Below are 18831 nucleotides of genomic sequence, written 5' to 3' on the forward strand. Positions count from 1 at the left end.
CTAGAACATGCTCTGGGGGATGATGAGCACGTCGCCCGGCTCTAGCTTCACGTTCGCGCTGATGTCGCCGTTCTTGAGCAGATCGTTCAGGCGAACGGTATATTCGCGCTGCCGCCCCGTCGCCCTGTCTACGCGCACCAGCCGCGAGCGATTGCCCGAGGCGAATTCGCTGAGGCCACCGACTGCGATCATCGCATCGAGCGCAGTCATGTTGGCGCGATAAGGAATCGAAGCCGGCTTCTCGGTCGCGCCCACGACGCGGACCTGCTGGCTATAAGTGCCCGAGAAATTCTCTACGATCACCGATACGATCGGGTCCTTGATATATTCGCCAAGCGCATATTTCAGGTCGTCCGCCAGCATCGCCGGCGTCTTGCCGACTGCGGGCATGTCGTTGATCAGCGGCACGGTGATGCGGCCATCGGGGCGCACCTGAACCTTCGTAGAAAGCTCGGCATTGCGCCACACGAAAATGTTGAGCTGGTCCATCGGACCGATGATATATTCCTCGCTCGGGGTCTCGCGCCCGGCCACCGCGCTGGCGGGCGGCAGTTCGGGACGGCCTCCGCCGCCGACACAGCCGGAGAGGAAAGCCGCGGCGAATACGGGGGCCAGCAAGGCCCTGCCAACGGAGAAAAAACGCATGTTCGAGCTCCTCGCCATCCGGGGTAAAAGCGGCCGACGTCTCGACAGCAAACCCGGCTGGGTCAGCCTCAGCTATGCAAGGTAGAGGTAAACATCGGGTTAGGATTTGCCGCTTTTCGGAGGATTTCCGCGACTAATGCCCGCGCGAATCGACCAGCAATTCCCGAACCGGAGCGTGTCCCAAAAAGGCGCTCGGAGAGGCGCTAGCGCCATAGGCGCCGGACGCGAAAATGGCGATGACATCCCCCATTTCGGCCCGTGGCAGCGCAACCCGGTCTGCCAGCCTGTCAAGCGGAGTGCAGAGCGGCCCGACGATAGTGACGGTCTCCTCGGCCACATCCTGCATCCTGTGCGTCACCGCCACTGGATAATTGCGCTTCACTACCGTGCCGAAATTGCCCGTCGCGGCCAGATGATGATTGAGGCCCCCATCAACGATCAGGAAGGTCTCGCCGCTGCTGATCTTGCGATCGATGACACGGGCCAGATACACGCCGGCCTCGCCCACGATATACCGCCCCAGCTCGATGGCGAACTGCGTGCCGGAGAGGATTTTCGGAAGCTTTTTCAACGCCTTTCCCAGCGCCGTTCCGATCGCGACGATATCGACCGGAGTGTCTCCGGCAAAATAGGGAATGCCGAATCCGCCGCCCAGATTGACCAGCGGCGGCGCGAGCTTGGCGAGTTTTGCCAGCCTCCCCGCCAGCGCCACCGTGGCCGCCTGCGTCTCGATGATCGCCTGGGTGTCCAGCGATTGCGAGCCGGCAAAGATATGAAAGCCGCGCCAATCCCCGCCGCCCGCCACGATGCCGCGCACCAGCTCGGGCACGTGCTCCACCTCGACTCCGAACGGCGAGGCGCGCCCGCCCATCTTCATCCCCGATCCGCGCAATTCGAAGTCGGGATTGACCCGGATCGCCAGCCGAGGCCGAACGCCCAGCGCCTTGCCGATCGCCAATGCACGCTGCGATTCGCTGATCGATTCGAGGTTCAGCGTCACTCCCGCCCGAATCGCGGCCTCCAGTTCGGCATCCCGCTTGCCCGGGCCGGCAAAACTGATCCGGTTGCCGGCCATGACGCCAAGAGCGCGAGTCATCTCGCCCGCCGAAGCCACATCCATGCCATCCACCAGCGGCGCAATGGCGGCGAGCAGGGCCGGCATGGGGTTGGCCTTGATCGCGTAATGAATATCGAGCGCCTTGGGCATCGCCGCGCGTAGTCCCGCGATCCGGGCGGAGACGATGGCGAAGTCATAGATATAAGCCGGCGTCGCCTCGCTCACCCACTGCAACGCGCGCAGTTCCTTGAACTCAGGCGGGATCGGCCCAAACGCCTTCATTGCAAATCCCCACCCCGCTCAGCCTGAGCTTGTCGAAGGCCATGCGACGACCCTTCGACAGGCTCAGGGTGAGCGGAGACTTGTAGCTTCAACGCGCTTCGATCCAGCTTGCCATTGGCATTACGCGGCAATTCCTCGCGCCAGTCATAGCGCGCCGGCTGCATGAAGCTAGGCAGTTCGCGCCGCAGCCGCTCGCGCAGATCATCCTCTCGTGCCGCATCGCCCCGCGCCACTACCACGATCGCCTGGCCCAGCCGCGCATCCGCCACACCAAAGGCCGCCGCTTCGGCCACCTCGCCGCCCGAGAGCACGGCTTCCTCGATTTCGCTGGGGCTGATCCGGTTGCCGGCCGATTTTATCATCTCGTCGTCACGCCCGACGAAGCGCAGCAGGCTCTGCTCGTCCTCGCTCACTGTATCCCCCGACCACACTGCCATGCCGCCGCTTGTGGCGAATTCCGGAGCCGGGCGAAAGCGCTGCGCGGTCCGCTCGGCGTCGCGCCAATAGCCCTGCGCCACCAGCGGCCCGGCATGGACCAGCTCGCCCTGCTTGGCACGCTTGCCGTCAGGCCCGACCACCAGTACCTCGGCAAAGGGAATTGCGCGCCCGATCGAATCGGGATGCGCATCGACGAGCTCGGGCGGCAAGTACGTCGAGCGAAACGCCTCGGTCAGCCCATACATCGGATAGAGATCGGCGTTCGGAAACCGCTCGCGCAACCCCTTCACCATGCCCCGCGTCAGCGCCCCGCCCGAATTGGTCAGCCGCCTGAGCCTTGCGGCGGTCTCCGCCGGCCATTCCACCTCCAGCAACTGGACCCAGAGCGGCGGAACCCCGGCGAGCGAAGTGGCCCCGAAGCGATCCACTGCCTTCACCACGTCGCGCGCGGTAAGATAGTCGAGCGGAACGATCCTCGCTCCGGCAGCCCAGGTCGAAAATAACTGGTTCTGCCCGTAGTCGAAACTGAGCGGCAAGACGCCGAGCACCCGATCTTCAGACTCAATCTTAAGATAATGCGCCACGCTGATCGCGCCGAGCCATAAATTCGCGTGACTGAGCATCACGCCCTTGGGCCTTCCGGTCGATCCGGATGTATAAAGAATGGCCGCCAGCGCGTTGGTGTCGGCCCTGGACACCGGCATGGCGTCAGACCAGATCAGCTCCTCCTCCGTCACCACGCGGCAATCGGCCGGCACGTCGCCCGGCTCCAGCGATGCGATCCGCGCGCTCTGGGTCACCAGCACCCGCGCGCCGCTATCGGTCAGGATATGGGCCACCTGCGCCCGCTTGAGCACCGGATTGATCGGCACATGCACCAGTCCCGCTCTCGGAGCCGCCAGCGGCATCAGGCATGCCGTGCGTGTCTTGGGCAGCCACGTCGCCACGCGCTCCCCCTTGGCCAAGCCCAGCCGCGAAAGCCAATGCGCCATCCCGCCGACCGCGGCTTCCAGCTCGGCATAAGTCAGCGTTCCGCCCTTGTCCTCTAGCGCCACGGCATTGCGCGCGCCTCGCAAGGGAAGCGCGTCGATGGGATGCGGAGCGGGATCGAGCGGCACCATGGTCGCACCCTTATACTTGGCAGGACCTTCGCATAGCCTTACGGCCATGAAAAATTGTCGCAGGGGGTATCAGTGCAGCCCGACGGGTCGCTCGAAGTCGAAAACGCAGTCCGCGCGGTGCTCCGCGACGTGCTTGGCCTCAGCGCCGAGCGCGCCGCCGCCTTCCGCGAGGCCACTCCCCTGTTCGGAGCCCTGCCCGAGCTCGACTCGCTGGCCGTTGCTGGCGTGCTGACCGAAATCGAGGACCGGCTCGGCATCCTGATCGAGGATGACGAAGTCGATGGCGAGATGCTCGAGACCTTCGGCGCCCTCACCCGCTTCGCCCAGTCCAAGGCGCTCGGGTGATCGATTACTATGATTGGGAAGGGGGCCGAGAAGCGATGCTCCGTTTCGGTCCCGATACCGGCCCGGTCATAGTCGCGGCGCTGCCGCTCTTCGAGGAAGCGAATCGCACGCGGACCTTCGTGGTGACACTGCTGCGTGCCCTAGCGGAACGCGGGATAGCAAGCGCGCTGCCTGATCTGCCAGGCCAGGGCGAGAGCATGATTCCCACCGAAGCCGCGTCCCTTGCAGACATGCGCGGCGCCTTCGCAGCCGTGCCCGGCGAGTACACGCTAGCGATCCGCAGCGGCGCGCTGCTCGACGATGGGGAGCGCAGGGGCCGCTGGCATTTCGCGCCCCAACAAGGCTCCGAACTGCTCCGAGAGCTGAATCGCCTGCGCCAGACCGGCGGCACAGACGATTTCGGCGGCAATCGATTAGGCTCCACCCTGCTGGCCGAACTTGAGCTAGCCATCACCGAGTCTGCACGCATCGTCCGCCACGAAACTGACGCCAAGGCGGCGGACTTCAAGGTCCCCGGCGCTCCCCTCTGGCGGCGTGCCGAGCCTGATAACGATCCCGCCCTGGCTCAATTCCTCGCCGACGACATCGCCACCTGGGTCCGCGCATGCGAAGGCTGATCCAATTCCCCTGTGCCGGCGAAACGCTGATCGGCTCGCTCGATGAGGCTGAGGGCACTACCGGCCTCCTGATCGTCTCCGGCGGCAATGAAATCCGCATGGGAGCACATCGCGGCATGGCGCTGCTCGCCGCCCGCGTCGCCGAGGCCGGACACCCCGTCCTCCGCTTCGACCGCCGCGGCATCGGCGATTCGACTGGAGAGAATGAGGGCTTCGAAAGCACCGCGGACGATATCGCCGCCGCCGCCACCGCCTTCCGCGCCGCCGGTGCCACGCGCATCGTCGCGTTCGGGAATTGCGACGCCGCCACCTCGCTCGCCTTCTTCCACAGGCAGGCGGGGATCGACGCATTGCTGCTCGCCAATCCCTGGACGATCGAATCGACCGACGATCTGCCCCCCGCCGCCGCGATCCGCTCGCATTATGCAGCGCGGCTGCGCGATCCGAAGGAATGGCTACGGCTGCTGCGCGGCGGCGTAAATATCGCCAAGCTTTTCAAGGGGCTCGCAAAGGCATCGCACAAGCCGCCTCAGGCCCCGGCCAGCCTCGCCGCCCGCCTCGGCGCGGCGCTAGCGAGTGCCGCGCCCACCACGATCCTACTCGCCAAGGGCGACAACACCGCGATCGCCTTCACGGATGCCTTCAAGGAGCCGGCATTCGACGCCGCCCGCGCGCATGTCCGTGTCGAGGCGCTCGACAGCGACAGCCACAGCTTCGCATCGGTCGCCGACAAGGACTGGCTCTTCGAACGGGTGATGACCGCGCTCGCCTGAGGATCAGCCGATCCGCCCGCGAAACTCCACGCGCCCGATACTGATCACCGATCCGCTCGGCGCGTACCCGGCATCGACGCGCACGAAAGTGACCCCCAGCTCCTCCGGCTCGCGCCCAGGCGCGAGCTTGCGCACCAGATCCCTAGCCGGCAGCACGATCCGCGCGGTGCCATTGTCCGCATGGTTCAGCGCCGCTGCGATCTGGAAGGGGCCGACCGAGCCGAGCAGCCGGTCTTCGCCGGGCACCTGATCGTAATCCAGATCGTCCAGGTCCAGATAAAGCTTGTAGAAATAGCCCCCGCCTTGCCCGATCTGGGTGAGCGAAAGTGCGTCGAGCACGACGCTCAGCTCCTCGCTCACCTCGTGCGCCAAGTGGTCCGCCCAGTCAGGCTCTGCACGCCTGATCGGCATGCGGATCGAGCGCGATTCGCGCCCCAGCCAGATGCCGCGGAACGGGATCGGCGCGGCCGCCCCCGGCGCGGGCGCTGCCGCGGCGGGAGGCGCGGCCATCGCCGGCGGCGGCGCCATCGTCACGGGCGGAGGCGGTGGCTCCGCCGTGACCGTAACCGGCGCGCCGCGTGCGGGCGCGCCAACCCTGGGCATCCGCACCTTCATTTTTTCCTCGGGCATGCCCCCCACATTCCGCGCGTCCAGCACGGGCATCGCCAGATCGGCATAACGATAGCCGAGCATTTCAGGCGCCAGCGATTCGCCGCGGCGCACGCTGAAGCCCGGCGCATAATCGAGCTGCCCGTTCCAATAGGGTTGCCCCGGCGCGGGCATCTGCCGCCCCCGCCCCGCCGCCGCCCATGCGGTCCACAGCCGGTCGATATTGGCATGGTGCAGCCAGAAGATCAGGTCCTGCGGCGATTGCATCGTCGCCATCCGGCCGCCGATCAGATTATGGACATTATTGTGAAATTGCTCGACGCTCGCTTCGAAACAATTCTTAACGCCATGCTGAAAACCAATGATATCGTTTCCGAAAGCCGCGTAGGCGAGAGCCTTGCCCACTTCGGCTCCCTTGCGCGCCTCGAACAGCGGATTGGTCGCTGCATTGCCCGCGAGCAGCTCGTCGGGAACCTTGGCGTCGGTGAAATAGTCCCAATAAGGCAGCCTCAGCGTGGTCGAACGCGAGACCTCGCGGAGCTGCTTTTCGAACAGGAACAGATAGCCACGGTGCCAAGCGAGAAAATAATCCTTCCCGTGCGGGCAATGATGCTGGTGGATGTTGGCCCAGAATCGCCAGCTCTCTGGGCTTGCGGCGTTGGCGTTCGCCTTCATCGCGCGAATCGCGCTCACGAGCCTGGCATAGTCGCCGGTCTTGCAAAACTTGCTCCAGGGCAGCCGCTCCTGCGCCGGCCCCGGCAGGGTCCATGCGATCGCCGGCCCGCCCGCCCCGATCGCGGCGAGGACGCCAAGGATCTCGCGCCGCTTGAGTCCAGCCATGTCCCGCCCCCGATTCGTTTCGGGAGCATAATGGCAGGCCGGCATATCTATGGAAGTGCCAGAGACGTGGTAGCGGAGGAGGGACTTGAACCCCCGACCCCAGGATTATGATTCCCGTGCTCTAACCAGCTGAGCTACTCCGCCACGCTCTCAAGCGAGGGCGCGACATAGGTTGGGCGTTCGAGACGGTCAAGCGAACATGTGCCGGGAAAGCGGCTCCCACGGCCCGCCACGATAATGCCACGCCGCAAGCCCCGCTATCTCGACTTCGCGGGGCACGAAATCGCGCGAAAGCTGGGTCAGCACGAACTTGGCGAGGCTCGGCGTCACCTTGTTCTGGATCGTGACGTGCGGGCGCCAGCGCACTGCGTCCTGCGGCGTCAGTAGCCCCGCGAACGCTTCGCTCAGGCCACTGCGGATCGCGCTCAGCTCGGGCGCCTCGATCCGATAGGCGACCCCGCGGCCAAGATGCATCAGCCCGGTCACGCGCGCCTTGGGCGCACGCACACCGCGCGTTTCCTGCGTCAGCCGATGCTTGAGTTCATCGGTCACCGAGGGCGGCAAGTGATGGAATAGCGTAAGGTGCGCCTCGATTACATTGCGCTCAGGCGGATAATGCTCGCGGCGCAGCGCATTGAACCAGGCGTGGTCCTGCCGCCCGAACAGAGCCGTGACGATGATCGGAGCCGGAGACCCACCCCCACTCAAATTTCGACCTGGCTCCCCAACTCGACCACGCGATTGGTAGGCAGGCGGAAGAATTCCATCGCGCTTTCGGCGTTTCTCAGCATCCATGCGAACAGCTTTTCGCGCCAGATCGCCATTCCCGGCTTCGCGGAGGGCAACAGGGTCTGGCGCGCCAGGAAGAAGCTGGTGTCCATCATCTTGAATTCGGCGCCGCACGCGCTGACCTGCTTCAGCGCGGCGGGCACATCGGCGTCCTGCATGAAGCCGAACTTTATGACCATCCGGTGGAAGCCCTTGCCCAGGTCCTCCAGCTTCATGCGGCTGTCGTCGTCGATAAAAGGCTCGTCCGCGATCTTGACGGTCAGCAGGATCACGCGCTCGTGCAGCACCTTGTTGTGCTTCAGGTTGTGGAGCAGCGCATGGGGCACCCCGTCGGGAGTCGACGTCATGAACACCGCAGTCCCCGGCACCCTTGAGGCAGCGCTTGCCGCGGATTCAATGAAGATCTTCACCGGCATCGCGCTTTCGCGCAGCCGCGCGATCATCAGCTGCCGGCCCTTCGCCCAGGTCGTAAGCAGCGTGAACGCAACCAGCCCGACTGCCAGCGGGAACCAGCCGCCATCGGGTATCTTGGTCACGTTCGATGCGAAATAGGCGCCGTCAAAAGCGAAGAAGACGAGCACCACGGCCACCGAAAGCGTGCGCGGCCAATGCCAGACGCGGCGCACCAGCACGAGCAGCATGCAAGTGGTGATAAACATCGTGCCGGTCACCGCGATGCCATAGGCGGCCGCGAGGTTCGAAGATTCGCGGAACATGAAGACCAGCAGCAAAACCATCACCATCAGCGCCCAATTCACCGAAGGCAGATAAATCTGGCCGTGCGCCGATGCCGAAGTGTGATTGATCCGCAGGCGCGGCATCAGGCCGAGCTGGACGGCTTGCTGGCAGACCGAGAACGCCCCGGTGATCACTGCCTGGCTGGCGATAATCGTCGCCAGCGTGGCCAGGATGACGAGCGGCAGCCGCCACTCTTCGCTGGCGAGCAGGAAGAAGGGGTTCGCCGCGGCAGAGGGATCGCGCAGCATCAATGCGCCCTGCCCCAGATAATTGAGCATGAGCGCCGGGAATACCAATGCAAGCCACGCCACCTGGATGGGCTTGCGCCCGAAATGGCCCATGTCCGCATACAGCGCCTCGGCGCCGGTCAATGCGAGCACGACCGAGCCGAGCGCTAGGAATGCGCGATAGGGGTCCGCCTCGAAGAACCGGAAGCCCCAGATCGGATTGAACGCCTGGAGAACATCCGGCCGCTCTAGGATGCTGATGAATCCGAGCACCCCGAGCGTCAGGAAATAGACGAGCATGATCGGCCCGAAGAACCGGCCCAGGATATCCGTGCCGCGCGCCTGGATAACGAACAGGCCTATCAGGATCGCGGCCGCGATCGGCAGCACATAGGGCGCGAAGCCCGCCTGCACGACGACAAGCCCCTCGACCGCCGACAGCACCGAAATCGCCGGCGTGATCATGCAATCGCCGAAGAACAATGCGGTCGCCAGCACCCCGAGCATCACCAGCCCGTGGCTCCAGCGTCCAGGCCCTGCCCCGGTCTTGCGCTGGATCAGGGCGAGCAGGGCCAGGCTGCCGCCCTCGCCCTTGTTATCCGCGCGCATCGTCAGGAAGATATATTTGCCCGTGACGATGATCAGCAGCGACCAGAACATCAGGCTGACCACGCCATAGATATGGACGAGATCGACCGCCAGCTCGTGATGCCCGACAAAGGTTTCCTTCATCGCATAAAGCGGTGAAGTCCCGATATCGCCATAGACCACGCCCACCGCGCCCAGCGCCAGCGCGTGAAGGCTGCCTTTCGGCAGATGCCACTGTCCGGCATCGTCCTGGTGAACCGCGGGGTCCGCTGGTTCGGTGTTGGCGGCTGTCACTGGGGCTGTCGCGCTGCGGAGAAGATATTTGGCCTGGTCATGGCGACCTTGGGTTCTCGCTTGGCATTGGAACCCGGGCAGTTAGCATTTGCAACATGACCTAGCAACGGGCCATTCCGGTGCCGGAACGGGGAGACGCGCGAGGCTGGCCGAGGGTTCCGTGTCAGCGCGACGCGACGAAGAGCGCATCGGCCTCGCTGCGAGTGGGCACGGCGCGCAATACGAAGCTCGAATTGATCGTCACCACCCCGGGCAGCCGCCCCAGATGCTCGCGGTGCAGCCGCTCGTAATCGTCCAGGTCGCGCGCGAGGATCTTGAGCCGGTAATCCTGCCCGCCCGATACCAGCGCACACTCCACCACGCCGTCGATCGCCGAGACAGCAGCTTCGAAGCGGGCTAGGTCCTCCTCGATCTGTGTGCCGAGCGTGATGTCCACCAGGGCGGTGATCCGGAATCCCAGCCGGCGATGGCCCAAGCGGGCACCATAGCCCAATATATGCCCCGAAGCCTCCAGTCCCTGGATGCGCCGAGTGCACGCCGATTGCGATAGCCCAACTTCGCCGGCGACCTGGCTAACCGGGGCGCGCGCGTCGGCGGCAAGCTGCTTGAGAATAGCCGCGTCGATCCTGTCCATAATGCATGAATAGTCCAATTTGCGCCCGATGTGCACATAATCATGCGCGCCGAAAAAATCTCGGGGCCGACTTTGCAGGGATTCGCGTTGACCCTTCTGATATCCTCCGTTCCACAAATCTAGGAGAGACGAGATGCGCGTTGGCGTCCCCAAGGAAATCAAGAATCACGAATATCGCGTCGGGCTCACCCCGGCCTCCGTCGCCGAGCTCGTCGCCGCCGGGCATGAAGTGATCGTCGAAACCAGGGCGGGGATGGGCATCGATTTCGACGATGCGGCCTATACCAGGGTGGGCGCGGCGATCGCGCCGGATGCGGCGGCGGTTTTCGCCGGCTCGGACATGATCGTGAAGGTCAAGGAGCCGCAAGCCGGCGAGATCGCGATGCTCGAATCGCGCCACCTGCTCTTCACCTATCTCCACCTCGCCGCCGACAAGCCCCAGGCGGAGGGCCTGATGGCATCGGGCGCGACGTGCATCGCCTACGAGACCGTCACTTCGAACTCGGGGGCCCTGCCCCTGCTCAAGCCGATGAGCGAAGTCGCGGGCCGGATGTCGATCCAGGTCGGCGCGCATTACCTCGAAAAGGAGCAGGGCGGCCGCGGCGAATTGCTCGGCGGCGTCCCAGGGGTCGCGCCGTGCAAGGTCGCGATCCTCGGCGGCGGCGTGTCAGGCATCAACGCCGCGCAGATGGCGGTCGGCCAGCGGGCGGATGTGACGATCTACGACATCAGCAACGAACGCCTCGCCGAGCTCGACATGCATTTCGGTAGCCAGATCAAGACCGCCTATGCGTCCAAAGCGGCGATCGCGGAGGCAGTGGCGCGCTCGCAGGTCGTGATCGGCGCGGTGCTGGTCCCCGGCGCGGCCGCGCCCAAGCTCGTCACTCGCGACATGCTCAAGACGATGATGCGCGGCTCGGTGCTGGTCGATATCGCGATCGATCAGGGCGGCTGCTTCGAAACCAGCCACGCGACCACGCATGACGATCCCGTCTATGAAGTCGATGGGATCATCCATTATTGCGTGGCCAACATGCCCGGCGCGGTCGCGCGCACTTCGGCCTTCGCCCTCAACAATGCGACGCTTCCGTTCGTGCTGCGTCTCGCCAATATGGGTGCGGAAAGCGCGATGCGCGCGGACAGGCACCTCGCGATGGGCCTCAACGTCTCGGGCGGCAGGATCCGCCACCAGGCCGTCGCCGAAGCACTAGACCTCCCCTTCGAGGCTTGGAACTGATCAGCTTCCCCTCCCTTTCAGGGAGGGAGCAAGCGCTCACGGAAGGGCTTGCCCCTGCTGCGAAGCCAGCAACCGGTCGAGCAAAAACAGCCGCACGCGCAGCTCGTCGCGATACGATATAGTGGCGGGGGCAAGCTCCACCGCCTTGGCCCAATAAGGCCGCGCCTCGGCGAATTTGCCCTGGCGGACCAGCGCCATCCCATAAAAGAAGCGCGGCCCCGGATGCGTGGGCGCCAGCGCCAGCGCCTTCTCGAACGCGAGTTTCGCCGCCGGCGACACCTGATTGCCGTCGTTCTCGGCAAGCGCCAGCCCAAGCCCGGTCCACAGGCTCGCATCCCCGGGATATTTGCGCGTGGCGCCCAGCCACACCGCCGTCGCCAGATCGGCCCTTCCCGAGCGGACCATCGTTTCTGCGGCGGTCGCGTAGGCGAAGACAGGGGTGCCATACTTGCCGAACATCGCCTCGCGCAGCGCGACCAGGTTCGGATCGACTTCGCCCGCGCGGTCCTCGGTCGAAACCGGCTGGCCCGCCAGCGTCGGGCTCCCCTGCCAGGCATAGCCCGCCGCGCCGAACATCAGCGCGGTCGCCGCGACGGTCCACATCCGCCGCGGAAAGCGCGAGACCGCCAGCACCCCGGCGGCCAGCAGCGCCATCACGCCGAGCATCGCCCAGCCCATCATGCCTTGCGCCTCCGGAATACGCCGCGTGACAGCAGCAGCCCGAGCCCGAGCAGCAACAGCGGCGCAATCCACAAGGGCGCGGTGACCCAGCTCAGCGGCGGATCATAGCTCACATAATCGCCATAGCGCTGGATCAGCCATTTCTGGACCTGATCGGGCGTTTCCCCGGCTTCGATCCGTTGGCGAACCATCGCACGCATGTCGCCCGCCATTTCGGCGTCCGAGTCCGCGATCGACTGTCCCTGGCAGACCAGGCAGCGGAGCTTTTCCATCAGCGCCTTGGCCTTGGCTTCCTTGGCGGGATCGGCGAGCTGGGTGTAAGCCAGCTTGGGCGGCGACAGGCTGGAATCCGCAAGTGCCGGGGCGGCCATCACGAGGGCAAGGGCGAGCAGCCGCTTCACTTCCCCGCTTCCAGCGCCGCCAGCAATTCGGGCAGATGCTCTTCGCGGATATCGCCGATATGCTGCTTGATGATCCGCCCCCGCGCATCGATCACGAAGGTTTCGGGCACGCCTGCAGAACCCAGCGAAAACTGCACCTTGCGATTCCGATCGTCGCCAATGCGCGCATAGGGATCGCCATTGGCCTGGAGGAACGCCGCCATCGCCTCAGGCGTGTCGGCGGTCGCAATGCCGTCGATCTCCACGCCCATTTCGCGGAGCTTCATCAATTGCCTGGCCTCCGCGATGCAAGGCAGGCACCAACTGGCGAACACGTTGATCAGCCGCGGCTTTCCGGTCACGCCACCCCTTATCCCCTCCTTGCCGGCCACCAACGGCGGCAGCTCGATACCCGGCAGCGGCTTGTCGATCAGCGCCGAGCGTATCGTCCGGTCGCCCGGCTTGATCAGCCCGCTCGCCACCAGCGCCAGTACGCCCGCGAACAGCGCCAGCGGCAGCCAGATCAGCACCCGCTTCATGCATATGCCTCTTCGTCAGCCGCGCGGCGCTCGCGCCGCACCCGCCCGATCAGCGCCAGCAGCCCGCCGAGCGCGATCAGTCCGCCCCCCAGCCAGATCAGCGTCACGAAGGGCTTCCACCACAGCCGCAGCTGCCAGCGCGCCCCCCCTTCCGCATTGGCGCCGTCGCCCGCGCCCAGCACGGTGTAAAGCTGCCCGCCGGGCATGGTCGTGATCGCCGCTTCGCTGGTGTTGGTCGGCGGGGCGCTGAAGAACCGCTGCTGAGGGAAAAGCTCGAACGGCGCGCCGCCCTCGCTAGTGACTTTCAGCCGCGCCTCCACTGCGGACCAGTTAGGCCCGATCGCCGGCCGCACCTCGGCCAGCTCGATGCGAAAGGGCCCCACCGTCGTGTTCTGTCCCACGGCAATGGCGGTCAGCCGCTCGGTCTTGAACGCACTGTCAGCCCCCATCCCCGCGATGCTCACCGCCACGCCCAGATGCGCGATCACCATGCCCCAGATGTGCAACGGCGTCCGGCGGAGCTTACGGCGGACCAGCGGCAGCACGCTCGCGACGCCAAGAAACACCGCAAAGGCGATTCCGATCAGCGGCACAACCGGCGCGCCGGTGCTCATCATGAACAGCAGCGCAAAGGCCAGCCCGGCAATCCCCACCGGCCACACCAGCTTGCCGGCCAGCGTATTCAGCACGTCGCGCCGCCAGTTGAGCAACGGCCCTGCGGCTGTCGCCAGCACCAGCACCAAAGCGATCGGCGCGATCGTCTTGTCGAAAAACGGCGCACCTATCGAAAGCTGCACGCCCATCGCCTGCGCCACCAATGGATACAGCGTGCCGATGAAGACGAGCCCCAGGATCACCGTCAGCAGCAGATTGTTGAGCACCAGCGCGCCTTCGCGGCTGACCAGGCGGAAAGTCGATCCCTGCGTTATCGTCCCCACCCGCGCTCCGAACAGCGCCAGCGCGCCGCCGATATAGATGCCGAGCAGCGCAAGGATAAAGGTCCCGCGAGTCGGGTCCACTGCAAAGGCGTGAACGCTCACCAATATTCCCGATCGCACCAGGAACGTCCCGATCATCGACATCGCGAACGCCACCAGCGCCAGCATCAGCGTCCAGGCGCGCAGCCCGTCGCGCGTCGCCAGCACGGTCACCGAATGGAGCAGGGCGGTCGCCGCCAGCCACGGCATCAGCGATGCGTTCTCCACTGGATCCCAGAACCACCAGCCGCCCCAGCCGAGCTCATAATAGGCCCAATACGAGCCCGCCGTGATCCCAATCGTCAGGAAAATCCACGCCGCCAGCACCCAGGGCCGCATCGCCCGTGCAAATGCCGGCCCAACGTCGCGCATCAGCAGTGCGCCCACGGCGAAGCTGAATGCGATCGAAAGCCCGACATATCCGAAATAAAGCGTCGGCGGGTGGAAGGCGAGGCCGGGGTCCTGGAGCAGCGGATTGAGCCCCTGCCCGTCCGACGCTGCCGGGTTGAGCCGCGCGAACGGGTTCGAGGCAAAGGCGAGGAAGGCATAGAAGCCGAGCCCGATGAACGCCTGCGCGCCCAGCGTCGCCGCCAGCGTCCTCGCCGCCAGCCGCCGCTCGAACAGCGCCACTCCCGCCCCGGCCATCGCCAGCACGGTCACCCAGAGCAGCATCGAGCCCTCATGGTTCCCCCATGCTCCCGCGATCTTGTACATCAGCGGCTTTGCCGAGTGGCTGTTGGTCGCCACCAGCAGTACCGACATGTCGGAGTTCACGAACAATGCGATCAGCAGAGCGAATGCCGCCATCGCAAGCAGCCCTTGCACCAGCGCGACCCGGCGCAGCGCGGCCATCAACCCTTGATCCGCTCGCCCTGAGCTTGTCGAAGGGCCTTCGACAAGCTCAGGCTGAGCGGATTGTGGGGCCGAGCGCGCCGCCCCCCATCCCAACGCCAGCTGCACCAGCGCAAACGCCGCCGCGAGCCACAATGCCGCCAGCCCAGCTTCGGCGATCATGGCTCGATCGACTTCGAAACGTGCTGGTTGCCGCTGAGCTGCGGCGGCATATAACGCTCGTCATGCTTGGCGAGGAGGTTGTCCGCGACGAAGCTGCCATCGGGCTGGAACTGCCCCTCGGCCACCACTCCCGATTCTTCCTTGAACAGATCGGGCGTCACTCCGCGAAACGCCACCGGCACCGTCGCCACGCCGTCGCCCACCACGAAGCGGATCGAAACCCCATCGGCCTTGCGCTGGATCGATCCTTTCTGGACCATCCCGCCAAGCCGCACATGCTTGCCGATGGGCGTGGGCTTTCCGGCCACGTCCCCGGGCGCGTAGAAAAATGAAGCCTGGTCCTCGAGCGCGGAGAGCGCGAGTCCGCTCGCGCCGAGCACCGCGGCAATCGCGAGCAGGCCCAGCACGAGCCGTTGATGCTTCGGCTTCATTAAATGCTCCCCTCCCTGGAAGGGAGGGGCTGGGGGTAGGTCGCGTCCTGGCGTACCGATGCCGAGCGCGGTGGGGCACCGTATCGCGTGCATCCACCCACCCCTAACCCCTCCCTTCCAGGGAGGGGAATGCTGGTATCGACAACGGCTGTCACTTGCCGGCCTTCATCGCATCGGCAACCGCTTCGGCCTTGCGCATCGCCAGATAGCTGGCGAGCGCCAGCCCGCCCGTCCCTGCCAGCGTGACGGCATAGGCCGCGATCACGAACGCCCAATGGTTCATTGCGAAGCCATCCGCCGCATTCGCGCTTCCACCTTTTGCGCGGCAAGCATCGCCCGCATCCGCATCAGCACGATCCCGCCGAACAGCAGCGTGAAGCCGCCGAGCGTGAAAAATAACGGCCAGAGCATTGAATTATCGATCGAAGAGCTGGTCAGCCCGATGCTCTGCCCTTGGTGCAGCGTGTTCCACCACACCACCGAATAGCGAATGATCGGCAGCAGCACGCTCCCCGCCACCCCGAACAGGGCGGGCACCCGGCCATCCCCACCGCGTTCCGCATCGGCGCGTGCCAGCGCGATATAGGCTACGTAGATGAAAAAGAGCAGCAGCATCGAAGTCAGCCGCCCGTCCCATTCCCACCAGGTTCCCCAGGTTGGACGCCCCCAGATCGATCCCGTGATCAGGCAGATTGCGGCAAATACCGCCCCTGCGGGGGCAATCGCGCGCGCCGCGAAGTTCGCCAGCGGATGCCGCCAGACCAGATACGCCAGGCTTGCCGCCGCCAGCCCCGTCCAGCCCCCCATACCCAGCCACGCCGACGGCACATGGACATAGAGGATGCGCACGCTCTCCTTCTGGAGATAATCCGGCGGCGTGAGCCTCAGCCCCGCAAAAGCGCCGAACAAGGCCAGCGCCGCGCCAAGCCAGAAGAGCACCGGCGTCAGCGGCTTGGCGATCTTCAGGAAACGCGCGGGGTTGGCGAAGGCGTGGAGGGCGGGCACGCGTGCGGGTTAGCTGTCTTTTCCGGGGGAATCCATCATTGCATTAACCTGCTGGACGGACAGCATTTCTCCTCTTAGCTTCGCTGCAATTGAGAGGGAATCATGCGTATCCTTGCGTTCGCCGCGCTGCTCGCGGCTGGCTTGCACTCTACCGCGTTCGCGCAGACGGCGCCCGATCCGGCAACGGTCGCTATCCCCGACCTTTCCGGTTCGTCAGCGCCTCAAGTCATAGCCAATGGCTGGAAGTATTTTTTCTTCCAGCGCGAAGGCGTCAGCTTCGCCGAGGCGCATGCCGATTTCGCCGATTGCTTCCGTTTTTTGACGCCCAATGACTGGGGCTCGGTCAAGCTCGGCCGTTTCGTCCCCTGGGAAAGCCGGACCGGCGTGAAGGCGGAGAACAATCCCAACCCCTACGGACTGGTCGGCTCACTGATGCTGGCGATGGTCGAGGGAACGCTTGTCCGGCGCGACTATCAGGCCAAGATGCGCCGATGCATGGAGACGCGGGGATACACGCGCTACGGTGTCGCGGAGGAGATATGGGAGAATGTGACCAATCTCCCCCAGGATCAGTCGATCGCCGTCCAGGCCAGGATCGCCTCCGGCCCCGGTTTCGGCGGAAAGGTGCCCGGCAAGTGAAGAAGCATCTGCTCGCCTTGTCCCTCGCGCTTGCGCCGCTCGCGGCCCCTGCCCTCGCACAAACCGAGAAACTGGTGGAGATTCGCGGCGGCAAGCCCGTGACGCTTCGTGCCGACCGCGCCTATTTCCTCTTCCGCTCGGATTTCGGCGTAAGCCCCGTTTTCCTGCGTATCCCGACCCCGGACGAGATGCAGGCCTATGACGCTGCGAAGCGCGCAGCCTTCGCCAAGGCCGAGCCCGCCTTGCTCAAGAAGCGCGCCGAAGCCATTGCCGCTGGAAAGCCGGCCCCTCCCATACCCACGCTGGACAATTTCAACTTCGTCTATGACAAGATCCAGAACGCGCAGACCGTCGACATGGGCCGCGCGCTCGAAAAGGCCGGCAAGCTCAAGACGCTTCTGATCGAGGCGGTTCCCGGCAATTATGTGATCTACGGCCTCGGCTTCGGCCAGGTCTTCCAGACCTGCCTCTGCCTCGGCACGGTCTCCTTCACTGCCGAGCCCGGCAAGATCGCCGATCTCGGCACGCTGTTCGTGGCCGCCGCGGCGACCAAGTCGGACGTGCCTGAGCTTGCCGCCGAAACCGGTTTCGGGCCCAGCATGAACGGCCATATCGTCACCTGGGCCGCCGCGATCCGCCCGGCGACGCCGTCGGCCCCGGTGCCGGCTCTGCTCACCGGCAAGCCGATCACTCCCGCCGATTATCGCGCGGTTGGCAAGTTCGTCGCGGGATTTTCGTTCAACATCAACCGCCTCGCACCGATCCCCGGCGTGCTCGGCTACGACCGGGGCGACGTGCTCGACCTCGTGGCAAACAAGGTCGCGCCGAACCAATATTAGCTTGGCCGGGCGTTCCCTGTCCTACAACCGCGTGAGAATCAGCGCCCGATCAGTTCCTGCGCGATCCGGTCCGCGACTTCGCTTTCGGGGTCGCCGGTGCGGTCGCTTTCATCCCAGACCTGGATCAGCCGGGTCGGAATGCGCTCGACGCGGGCGTCGACTTCGCTGCGGTCGCCCAGCCCCAGATATTCCAGGCCGACATTGATGATGCCGCCCGCGTTGATCACGTAATCGGGCGCATAGAGCACGCCGGCATCGTGGAGTCGGTGCCCGTCCTGGCGCGTCGCCAGCTGGTTGTTCGCGCCGCCGGCGACGACCTTGGCCTTCAGCGTCGCGATCGATTGCTCGGTCAGGATCGCGCCCAGTGCGTTGGGGCTGAACAGATCGGCGTCGAGGCTCAGGATCGCATCGGCATCGACCGCCTCTCCGCCCAGCTCGGCCGCCAGCGACTTGGCGCGCTCGGCATTGACGTCGGCCAAGGTCAGTTTAGCGCCGTCCGCCGCGAGCAACCGGGCCAGCCCGCCGCCGACCGAGCCGACGCCCTGGATCGCCACGCGCACGCCGGCCATCGAATCCGCGCCCAGCCCGCGCTTTGCCGCCGCCTTGACGCCCAGATAGACGCCGCGCGCCGTTACCGGCCCCGGATCGCCGCCCGCGCTGCCCGCCGCCACGGGAAGCCCCGAAACATGCCTCGTCTGCGTTGCAACGGTCTTCATCCGCTCTTCGGACATGCCGACATCCTCGGCGGTCACGTAGCGCCCGCCCAGCGATTCGATCGCCCGGCCAAATGCTTCAAGCTGCGTAGTGGATACTTCGGCGCCCGGCTTGTCGGCCAGGATCACGCCCTTGCCCCCACCCATCGGCAGGCCGGCCATCGCGTTCTTGTAGCTCATCCCGCGCGAGAGGCGCAGCGCATCGGTGATCGCGGCGCGGTGATCGGCATAATGCCAGAAGCGCACCCCGCCCGCGCCCGGCCCCAATTTGGTCGAGTGGATCGCGATGATTGCGCTAAGCCCGGAATCGCGGTCGCTGAAGAGGTGCACGCCCTCATGGTCGTCGAAATCGGGGAAGCCCCAGTCGGTGATCATTTCT

The 18831-nt window shown here is 65.5% G+C and carries 21 protein-coding genes and 1 tRNA gene; 6 read left to right on the top strand and 16 right to left on the bottom strand.

Going from position 1 to position 18831, the window contains the following annotated elements; all coding sequences use genetic code 11:
* The 3 genes from VF617_RS12705 to VF617_RS12715 form a co-directional block, all read right to left on the bottom strand.
* On the bottom strand, nucleotides 1-645 hold the full coding sequence (locus VF617_RS12705; RefSeq protein WP_331015268.1) for an XrtA/PEP-CTERM system exopolysaccharide export protein: 645 nt from the start codon (nucleotides 643-645) through the stop codon (nucleotides 1-3).
* A gap of 133 nt (nucleotides 646-778) precedes the next feature.
* Nucleotides 779-1984: a pyridoxal-dependent decarboxylase, exosortase A system-associated gene (locus VF617_RS12710; RefSeq protein WP_331015269.1), complete on the bottom strand. Its 1206-nt coding sequence runs from the start codon at nucleotides 1982-1984 to the stop codon at nucleotides 779-781.
* A complete protein-coding gene (locus VF617_RS12715) occupies nucleotides 1981-3543 on the bottom strand; it encodes an acyl-CoA ligase (AMP-forming), exosortase A system-associated (protein ID WP_331015533.1) in 1563 nt (520 codons plus the stop codon). The genes VF617_RS12710 and VF617_RS12715 overlap by 4 nt, the downstream gene beginning before the upstream one ends.
* Nucleotides 3544-3615: 72 nt before the next feature.
* Here VF617_RS12715 and VF617_RS12720 point away from each other — a divergent pair, with 72 nt between their 5' ends.
* Genes VF617_RS12720 through VF617_RS12730 form a run of 3 tightly spaced genes read left to right on the top strand, consistent with a single transcriptional unit; the run spans nucleotide 3616 to nucleotide 5278 of the window.
* A complete protein-coding gene (locus tag VF617_RS12720) occupies nucleotides 3616-3888 on the top strand; it encodes a phosphopantetheine-binding protein (RefSeq protein ID WP_331015270.1) in 273 nt (90 codons plus the stop codon).
* Nucleotides 3885-4505 carry a hypothetical protein gene (locus VF617_RS12725; RefSeq protein WP_331015271.1) on the top strand — a complete coding sequence of 207 codons (621 nt, stop codon included), beginning with the start codon at nucleotides 3885-3887 and terminating at the stop codon, nucleotides 4503-4505. The genes VF617_RS12720 and VF617_RS12725 overlap by 4 nt, the downstream gene beginning before the upstream one ends.
* Nucleotides 4493-5278: a hydrolase 1, exosortase A system-associated gene (locus VF617_RS12730; protein ID WP_331015272.1), complete on the top strand. Its 786-nt coding sequence runs from the start codon at nucleotides 4493-4495 to the stop codon at nucleotides 5276-5278. Before VF617_RS12725 ends, VF617_RS12730 begins: the two co-directional genes overlap by 13 nt.
* A gap of 3 nt (nucleotides 5279-5281) precedes the next feature.
* Here the strand turns inward: VF617_RS12730 and VF617_RS12735 are convergent, their stop codons facing one another.
* The 5 genes from VF617_RS12735 to VF617_RS12755 all read right to left on the bottom strand — a co-directional run bounded on the left by VF617_RS12735 (nucleotide 5282) and on the right by VF617_RS12755 (nucleotide 9997).
* Nucleotides 5282-6727 carry a tyrosinase family protein gene (locus VF617_RS12735; protein ID WP_331015273.1) on the bottom strand — a complete coding sequence of 482 codons (1446 nt, stop codon included), beginning with the start codon at nucleotides 6725-6727 and terminating at the stop codon, nucleotides 5282-5284.
* A 67-nt stretch (nucleotides 6728-6794) separates the two neighbouring features.
* A tRNA-Met gene (locus tag VF617_RS12740) sits at nucleotides 6795-6871 on the bottom strand.
* A gap of 45 nt (nucleotides 6872-6916) precedes the next feature.
* Nucleotides 6917-7435 (bottom strand): 2'-5' RNA ligase family protein, encoded by a 519-nt coding sequence (locus VF617_RS12745; protein WP_331015274.1) that lies wholly within the window; start codon nucleotides 7433-7435, stop codon nucleotides 6917-6919.
* Nucleotides 7432-9363 carry a potassium transporter Kup gene (locus VF617_RS12750; protein ID WP_414714052.1) on the bottom strand — a complete coding sequence of 644 codons (1932 nt, stop codon included), beginning with the start codon at nucleotides 9361-9363 and terminating at the stop codon, nucleotides 7432-7434. Before VF617_RS12750 ends, VF617_RS12745 begins: the two co-directional genes overlap by 4 nt.
* A 163-nt stretch (nucleotides 9364-9526) precedes the next feature.
* Entirely contained in the window at nucleotides 9527-9997 is a 471-nt protein-coding gene (locus VF617_RS12755) for an Lrp/AsnC family transcriptional regulator (protein WP_331015275.1), read from the bottom strand.
* Nucleotides 9998-10130: 133 nt separating this feature from the next.
* Here VF617_RS12755 and ald point away from each other — a divergent pair, with 133 nt between their 5' ends.
* Nucleotides 10131-11234: an alanine dehydrogenase gene (gene ald, locus VF617_RS12760; protein WP_331015276.1), complete on the top strand. Its 1104-nt coding sequence runs from the start codon at nucleotides 10131-10133 to the stop codon at nucleotides 11232-11234.
* Between the two features lie 36 nt (nucleotides 11235-11270).
* Here the strand turns inward: ald and VF617_RS12765 are convergent, their stop codons facing one another.
* The 7 genes from VF617_RS12765 to ccmC all read right to left on the bottom strand — a co-directional run bounded on the left by VF617_RS12765 (nucleotide 11271) and on the right by ccmC (nucleotide 16261).
* Nucleotides 11271-11915, bottom strand: coding sequence for a tetratricopeptide repeat protein (locus VF617_RS12765; protein WP_331015277.1), 645 nt, complete (start codon nucleotides 11913-11915; stop codon nucleotides 11271-11273).
* The gene (locus tag VF617_RS12770; RefSeq protein WP_414714062.1) at nucleotides 11912-12286 is read right to left on the bottom strand and encodes a cytochrome c-type biogenesis protein; all 375 of its coding nucleotides are present in this window, start codon (nucleotides 12284-12286) and stop codon (nucleotides 11912-11914) included. Before VF617_RS12770 ends, VF617_RS12765 begins: the two co-directional genes overlap by 4 nt.
* Nucleotides 12287-12312: 26 nt before the next feature.
* Entirely contained in the window at nucleotides 12313-12834 is a 522-nt protein-coding gene (locus VF617_RS12775) for a redoxin family protein (protein ID WP_331015279.1), read from the bottom strand.
* On the bottom strand, nucleotides 12831-14825 hold the full coding sequence (locus VF617_RS12780) for a heme lyase CcmF/NrfE family subunit (RefSeq protein WP_331015280.1): 1995 nt from the start codon (nucleotides 14823-14825) through the stop codon (nucleotides 12831-12833). Before VF617_RS12780 ends, VF617_RS12775 begins: the two co-directional genes overlap by 4 nt.
* On the bottom strand, nucleotides 14822-15256 hold the full coding sequence (gene ccmE, locus VF617_RS12785; protein ID WP_331015281.1) for a cytochrome c maturation protein CcmE: 435 nt from the start codon (nucleotides 15254-15256) through the stop codon (nucleotides 14822-14824). The genes VF617_RS12780 and ccmE overlap by 4 nt, the downstream gene beginning before the upstream one ends.
* Nucleotides 15257-15407: 151 nt before the next feature.
* On the bottom strand, nucleotides 15408-15539 hold the full coding sequence (locus VF617_RS12790) for a hypothetical protein (RefSeq protein WP_331015282.1): 132 nt from the start codon (nucleotides 15537-15539) through the stop codon (nucleotides 15408-15410).
* Entirely contained in the window at nucleotides 15536-16261 is a 726-nt protein-coding gene (gene ccmC / locus VF617_RS12795; protein WP_331015283.1) for a heme ABC transporter permease CcmC, read from the bottom strand. The genes VF617_RS12790 and ccmC overlap by 4 nt, the downstream gene beginning before the upstream one ends.
* Nucleotides 16262-16363: 102 nt before the next feature.
* Between ccmC and VF617_RS12800 the strand changes: the two genes are divergently transcribed.
* Both VF617_RS12800 and VF617_RS12805 read left to right on the top strand, forming a co-directional pair.
* Nucleotides 16364-16900 (top strand): hypothetical protein, encoded by a 537-nt coding sequence (locus VF617_RS12800; RefSeq protein WP_331015284.1) that lies wholly within the window; start codon nucleotides 16364-16366, stop codon nucleotides 16898-16900.
* Nucleotides 16897-17739, top strand: coding sequence for a hypothetical protein (locus tag VF617_RS12805; protein ID WP_331015285.1), 843 nt, complete (start codon nucleotides 16897-16899; stop codon nucleotides 17737-17739). Before VF617_RS12800 ends, VF617_RS12805 begins: the two co-directional genes overlap by 4 nt.
* 38 nt (nucleotides 17740-17777) lie before the next feature.
* Here the strand turns inward: VF617_RS12805 and VF617_RS12810 are convergent, their stop codons facing one another.
* Complete coding sequence (locus VF617_RS12810) at nucleotides 17778-18827, bottom strand: Leu/Phe/Val dehydrogenase (protein ID WP_331015286.1); 1050 nt, start codon at nucleotides 18825-18827, stop codon at nucleotides 17778-17780.
* Nucleotides 18828-18831 lie beyond the last annotated feature (4 nt).

This window comes from Sphingomonas sp., from assembly GCF_036388215.1.
Lineage (GTDB): Bacteria > Pseudomonadota > Alphaproteobacteria > Sphingomonadales > Sphingomonadaceae > Sphingomonas.

What these genes read in the sequence shown, in the direction of transcription:
- VF617_RS12705 (WP_331015268.1), bottom strand. Translation starts at nt 645, where the DNA reads ATGCGTTTTTTCTCCGTTGGCAGGGCCTTGCTGGCCCCCGTATTCGCC.
- VF617_RS12710 (WP_331015269.1), bottom strand. Translation starts at nt 1,984, where the DNA reads ATGAAGGCGTTTGGGCCGATCCCGCCTGAGTTCAAGGAACTGCGCGCG.
- VF617_RS12715 (WP_331015533.1), bottom strand. Translation starts at nt 3,543, where the DNA reads ATGGTGCCGCTCGATCCCGCTCCGCATCCCATCGACGCGCTTCCCTTG.
- VF617_RS12730 (WP_331015272.1), top strand. Translation starts at nt 4,493, where the DNA reads ATGCGAAGGCTGATCCAATTCCCCTGTGCCGGCGAAACGCTGATCGGC.
- VF617_RS12735 (WP_331015273.1), bottom strand. Translation starts at nt 6,727, where the DNA reads ATGGCTGGACTCAAGCGGCGCGAGATCCTTGGCGTCCTCGCCGCGATC.
- VF617_RS12755 (WP_331015275.1), bottom strand. Translation starts at nt 9,997, where the DNA reads ATGGACAGGATCGACGCGGCTATTCTCAAGCAGCTTGCCGCCGACGCG.
- ald (WP_331015276.1), top strand. Translation starts at nt 10,131, where the DNA reads ATGCGCGTTGGCGTCCCCAAGGAAATCAAGAATCACGAATATCGCGTC.
- VF617_RS12765 (WP_331015277.1), bottom strand. Translation starts at nt 11,915, where the DNA reads ATGATGGGCTGGGCGATGCTCGGCGTGATGGCGCTGCTGGCCGCCGGG.
- VF617_RS12770 (WP_414714062.1), bottom strand. Translation starts at nt 12,286, where the DNA reads ATGGCCGCCCCGGCACTTGCGGATTCCAGCCTGTCGCCGCCCAAGCTG.
- VF617_RS12775 (WP_331015279.1), bottom strand. Translation starts at nt 12,834, where the DNA reads ATGAAGCGGGTGCTGATCTGGCTGCCGCTGGCGCTGTTCGCGGGCGTA.
- VF617_RS12780 (WP_331015280.1), bottom strand. Translation starts at nt 14,825, where the DNA reads ATGATCGCCGAAGCTGGGCTGGCGGCATTGTGGCTCGCGGCGGCGTTT.
- ccmE (WP_331015281.1), bottom strand. Translation starts at nt 15,256, where the DNA reads ATGAAGCCGAAGCATCAACGGCTCGTGCTGGGCCTGCTCGCGATTGCC.
- VF617_RS12790 (WP_331015282.1), bottom strand. Translation starts at nt 15,539, where the DNA reads ATGAACCATTGGGCGTTCGTGATCGCGGCCTATGCCGTCACGCTGGCA.
- VF617_RS12800 (WP_331015284.1), top strand. Translation starts at nt 16,364, where the DNA reads ATGCGTATCCTTGCGTTCGCCGCGCTGCTCGCGGCTGGCTTGCACTCT.
- VF617_RS12810 (WP_331015286.1), bottom strand. Translation starts at nt 18,827, where the DNA reads ATGATCACCGACTGGGGCTTCCCCGATTTCGACGACCATGAGGGCGTG.